1 protein-coding gene is annotated in these 5691 nt (G+C 49.3%); it reads left to right on the top strand.

All coding sequences use genetic code 11. The features are described 5' to 3' along the window. Positions 1–5691: calcium-binding protein (locus tag CSQ89_RS22615; RefSeq protein ID WP_304441807.1), on the top strand; the 5691-nt coding region annotated here is incomplete at both ends.

Genomic DNA, 5691 nt, shown 5'->3' with positions numbered 1-5691 from the left:
CCTACCATCGCCGACAAGCCCGTTGCTGTCGCCGCGCCAAACGTGCTCAGCAAATAGTCGGTGTACAAATCGAGTTCTTTGTTCTTCATGGCGACAGGTTAGCGTATGCACTGCGTAACATCAGTAAAAAATTCAAATTAATTCATCAACGTCCCAATGTCTCATTGAATGGATTTAGCGCTACGGTTTTTCAGGAAAAGAATGGAAAAAAAGTATTGGCGATTCGCGGAACTGAACCTGATTTTAACAATGGCCAGGTGTTCGTTGATGTCCTAATGACCGATATGGGCAATATTGGCGGTGCCGGTTTTGCAGCGCAACAAGGGGCGCAGTTATACCGGTACTGGAAACAGCTTACTACCGTGGGTGGGCAAGTTGTGCAGTATAGCGAAGATCAGGTAGTCAAATTATATTTGATGGCCAATCCAACCAAACTGGCATTATATTCGCCGCTGATCGTGCTTGATCAAGGCGCAATAGGGCTTACTACTAAGGCAAAATTAATTTCCGATACTGGATTTATTGCCTTCAAATCAGAATTAGCGAAAGACGTTGGCATTGAATCTGGCGTTGCTGGCCAGGCTGTTATTCAACCAAATGAAGAAGTAAATGTTACTGGGCATAGCCTGGGTGGCCATTTAGCTTTATTATTTTCACGCTTTTTTCCTAAAAATGTAAATGAAGTCGTAACCCTAAATTCACCGACATTTCTTTTCCAGGGCAATAAATTCCTAGATTTGCTTGGTTTTCCGCAGGAAAGAACAGACAACATCACGAGATTTGAGGCAGATGGTGACGCTGTTCATGTCATTGGTGATGTTGATCCTGGCAAGGCAATACCAATTGCGCAAGAGAATTTCTCGGACCTTCTAGGAGGTATTATAGTAGGTTTTACTAAAAACCATAGCAGTGTGAATAGTGTCGATGCCTTAAATTTAATGACACTGTTAGCTGAACTTGACATTAGTTACGCTACTGATGCCCCTGGCTTATCTAATTTTATTCGTTCATCTTCTAATAAGCCAGAAGAAAGCCATGAAAAACTATTAGATGGGCTAAGAAAACTCGTTCTTGGCAATGCTGAAACGCCTACTCCAATTTCTTCATCGCCTGAGGATAAGAATAGAACATATCTTTATGATAATATAAAAAGCTTCCGTGAGAATGCTGCTTTTAAAGCCATCGCGGGTAAAGTCACCTTACGTTCAGAAGTGGCCAACGCGTCTGCTGCCCGTACTGATTTCGGTGCCTTTTTATCGTTACATTACCTAATTCCATTTACCCTTACAGGTAGTGACGAGGTTATTGCGCAACTCAAAAAAGCACATGGTGACTTGGCAACCCTATGGACTAGTGATCAGTCTGGTGACACTAAGGGCATGAACTTTAGTGACGCCTACCTTGCCGACCGTGCCGCCATGCTGAACTTGATAGCCAAATATAATACAGCTGACGTTGATATAAGTAAGGCTTTAGGTAACGGTGCTGATCACCTCAGTATTAATTACAGTGATAAAGCACAAGGTATTTCGCTAAATCCTGCTGGGCTTTCTGAGACCAGTGGCCAAGTGGTATTTGGCTTGGCTACGGCAAATAACCTTGTCGGCGGAAAAGCCTTTGACCATCTCTATGGCATGGATGGTAATGACACATTAAATGGTGGCGCGGGTAACGATTACCTGGAAGGCGGCAGAGGTGATGATACCTATATCTACAACGTCGGTGACGGCAGCGATGTCATTCTCGATGCCGATGGCCAAGGCAAGATTCAATTTGATGGCGTTGTTCTTAGCACCTTTATTGAAAAGTCTAAAGGCTTTTACACCTCGGAAGATAAAAGCCTTACTCTCATATGGTCTGGCACCAATGGTGTAGGTGACCTGCAAATATTCAAGCAGGGCACAGTAGGGAATATCACCATTAAAAACTTCCGCCAAGGGCAGTTTGGGATTACATGGAAGCAGGACGAAAAGCCAGACAATAAAGGCCAAATTATTGGCGATAAAAATCCGGTTAAGGATGGCGACAATTATAAGCTGGATAGCTTAGGTAATCTGGTTACCAATGGGGCCAAGCCTGGTTTTGATGATGTATTACATGGCAGTAAAGGTAAAGATTTTATTTATGGGTTAGGCGGAAACGATTATCTTGCCGGCTTGGATGGGAATGATGTCATTGATGGTGGCGATGGTCGTGATTTAATCGCGGGTGGTTTAGGCGCGGACACTTTATTTGGTGGCGATGGCGGCGACTATATATTTGGCGCGGTTGGTGAGACGATAAACCAGGTAGGAGAAGGAGCCCTTTCCCGCAAGGAAGGTTTTACACAAATATTTGGAGGACGAGGCTGGGAAGCAATAAGGAAAGGTGTCGAAGTAGAATTTAGTCGTATAGGTTTTACGCGTCACGCCGGTATTCTTTATGATGCGTTAAATGCTCCGGTTTCCGATGAAGGTAATCTCATCTTTGGTGGCAATGGCAGCGACACCGTCTTTGCTGGGGGCGGAAACGATAGTGTTTTTGGTGAAAATGACGATGATGAGCTCGTCGGCATGGATGGGGCAGATACGATCAGCGGTGGTTTGGGGAATGACACTATCCATGGAGATGGCACTGTTGCCACGCATCCTGAGGTAAAAAAAGAAGGTCTGTATTGGGGACGTACCCTTGCAACTGCTGGCGGCGCTGACCTGCTTTCGGGCGATGAGGGCAATGATGAAATTGAAGGTGGTACCTTTAATGACACCCTGATGGGAGGGGATGGCGATGACGTTCTCAATGGTGGGGTGGGGTCTTTCCAACCGGATGTTGCAGAACAAGTAGCACGAAATGATGGCGATGATTTCCTGGATGGGGGCAAAGGCAAAGATAAATTATTTGGTGGGCATGGTGCAGATGAACTTCATGGCGGCGAGGGGGATGACACACTCTTTGGTGATATCTCACATCGCGATGATGTCGATGACCTTTTCGTGCCGAATGAGTCCCTGCAAGGCAATGATTCGCTGTTTGGGGGAGAGGGTAATGACCAGATAGCCGGTGATTTGGGTAATGACTATCTGCAGGGGGACAGTGGCAATGACTCCATGTGGGGCGATATCGGTTATGAGAACGAACACCCTTCAGGCGGTAATGACACCTTATTAGGTGGAAGTGGTAATGACCACTTGGCTGGTGAGGCTGGGCATGATTCGCTGGATGGCGGTGCCGACAATGACCACATACGTGGCGGCACTGGCAATGACACGCTAATCGGTGGGGGCGGTACCGATACGTTAATTGGCAATTCAGGAGATGACCTAATAGATGGCGGAAGTGGTACCGATTGGCTGCTAGGTGGTGAAGGAAACGATACCTACTTGTTTGGCCGTAGTTCTGGCATTGACCACATTCTCGCGGAAGGTGCGGGTGGTGACGATATGCTGAAATTCACAGATGGCATACGGCCGAGCGATGTCAAAGTAATTCGCCGCGATTCAAGCGTCTATTTATGGTTGTCTAATGACAACTTCGTCCGCCTCCAAGGTTATATGGATGGAATCGGGCCGAAACAAATTCTGTTTACCGACGGAACGAAATGGCGTGCTGATGACGTCTTAACCCAAATTCTGCATACCGAGATTACTAACGGGAATAGTGCTGGCTCTGGCTCTGGCTCTGGCTCTGGCTCTGGCTCTGGCTCTGGCTCTGGCTCTGGCTCTGGAACAGGTACAGGTACAGGCTCCAACAATGGATCAGGTGGGCATTCAGGCGGCAAATCTGGCTCAGGCATTTCTGTTAGTACATCCGACGGCACCACCATTAACATTCCCATTTATGGACCCGATGATGTGCCGCGAGACGCCAATGGCAATGACTCTAATCAGAGCGGCGTTTCCTCAACCAATAGTGGTAGAAGACCCGGTACTGGTGGCGGTTCTGGCGGCGGGTCCGGTGGTGGCTCCGGTGGTGGTTCTGGCGGCGGTTCTGGCGGCGGCTCAGGCGGTGGGTCCGGTGGCGGCTCGGGTGGTGGTTCGGGTGGCGGTTCTGGCGGCGGTTCTGGCGGCGGTTCTGGCGGCGGGTCCGGTGGTGGTTCTGGCGGCGGTTCTGGCGACGGCTCAGGCGGTGGGTCCGGTGGCGGCTCGGGTGGTGGTTCGGGTGGTCCTGGTGGTGGTGGCGGATCGGGTGGCCCCGGTGGCGGTGCAGGTGGCCCTGGCGGCGGTGGCGGTGGCGCGGGTGGGCCTGGCGGCGGCGGCGGTGGCGCGGGTGGCGGCGCGAGCGCACCCCCGAATCGCGACCCGTTAGCCCTCGATTTAAACGGCGACGGCATTAAAACCAAGGGCGCGGATGGCTCTGTGCTATTCGACCATGATGGTGACGGCGTTAAGACCGGCACGGGCTGGCTGCTGCCCGACGATGCCTGGCTAGCACGTGATTTGAATGGGAATGGCTCAATTGATTCTGGTAAAGAATTGTTTGGTGTCGATACGACTTTGCGAAATGGCACAAAAGCCACTAACGGTTTCCACGCGCTGGCTGAATTGGACGACAACAAAGATGGACGTATTGATGCGCTCGACAGTGCATTCAATCAACTTCGTGTTTGGCGCGACCTAAATCAGGATGGTGTCTCGCAAGCGAATGAGTTATTGACATTAGACCAAGCAGGATTAGTAGCCATTGAAACAGCAGCTAAAGCCGGCCAAACCAATTTGGGCAATGGCAATATCATTAGCGCAACGGGACGTTTTATCCGTAAAGATGGGACTTCCGGTAACGCTTCTGTCGACAATACTGGCGCTGCAGCCAATCTTGATCTTGCCGTAAATTCCTTTCACCGGAAATTTACCGATGCTATTCCGCTAACTGACCAAGCAAAAAACCTTAATGCCAACCTTAAGGGTGCAGGCATGGTGAGAGACCTAAAAGAAGCGATTAGTCTTTCACCCGCTTTGGGAAATCTAGTCAGTCGCTATATGTCGGCTTCATCGAGAGAAGAGCAGCAAGCCAAATTGGATGAGCTGATGACGGCATGGACAAATACGTCAACGCTGAAATCACTCAAGCAACAAGCCGATGACCTAAAAGCACAAGGTCACGATGTTGAGGTGGCCTACCACCTTGATGGGCTGGTAAAGGGCTCTGCGGAATATGACCTTTTCCTGACGCGATTGGCTGTGGTAGAGCGCTTCATGGGGTTCACTTACGCAGGCCCTAACGGTGGGGCTACGTTCACTGCATTAACAAGCCAGTCAGGCCATCGCAGCGTCACATTGGCAAGAGAACAAATTGCCAACATCAATTTGGCTTACGCACGCTTCAAAACCGATATTTATGAGTCACTAGTTTTAGGCACTACGTTGTCTTCTTATGTCAATGAGATTAAGGCGAAGGCAGCTGAAACTGGGGTGAAGTACGATTTCTCAACACTTGAGAATAAATTCACTGCTGAAATAACCACTAACCCTCGTAAGGGGGCGTTGGACCTCATTGAGTTTATCAGCGCAATTGGCCAAAAAAAGCTAGAGAAAATGGGCTGGAATGAAGATGTACTGAGTTTCGGTGCCGGCATCGATGCCAGCAAGCTACGCTTTGGTTGGGTGGGTAACGACCTGGTTGTGCATTACAGCAGCAAGGATGAAATCACCATCAAGGAGTGGTTCACTGACGACCGGAAAAAGGTTGAGCTGGTGAAATTTGCCGATGGCACCA

It is taken from the genome of Chitinimonas sp. BJB300 (assembly GCF_002735695.1).
Taxonomy (GTDB): domain Bacteria; phylum Pseudomonadota; class Gammaproteobacteria; order Burkholderiales; family Chitinimonadaceae; genus Chitinimonas.
The sequence above is the reverse complement of the archived record's forward strand: the minus strand, read 5'-3'. Positions and strand labels throughout refer to the sequence as shown.